Annotated in this window: 1 rRNA gene; it reads right to left on the reverse strand. The window is 56.7% G+C overall.

What is annotated here, in order from left to right:
• Positions 1-238, reverse strand: a 23S ribosomal RNA gene (locus NQ036_RS15905); the annotation flags it as partial.

Genomic DNA, 238 nt, shown 5'->3' on the forward strand with positions numbered 1-238 from the left:
TCACCCCTAACCACAGGTCATCCCCTCCATTTTCAACTGAAGTGGGTTCGGGCCTCCACACGCTCTTACACGCGCTTCACCCTGCCCATGGCTAGATCACTCCGCTTCGGGTCTAGGACACGCGACTCAAACGCCCTCTTCAGACTCGCTTTCGCTACGACTACCCCACACGGGTTAACCTCGCCACATGCCACTAACTCGCAGGCTCATTCTTCAAAAGGCACGCCAGCACAGTCAT

Source organism: Brevibacterium sp. 91QC2O2 (assembly GCF_024580695.1).
Classification (GTDB): Bacteria; Actinomycetota; Actinomycetes; order Actinomycetales; family Brevibacteriaceae; genus Brevibacterium; species Brevibacterium moorei.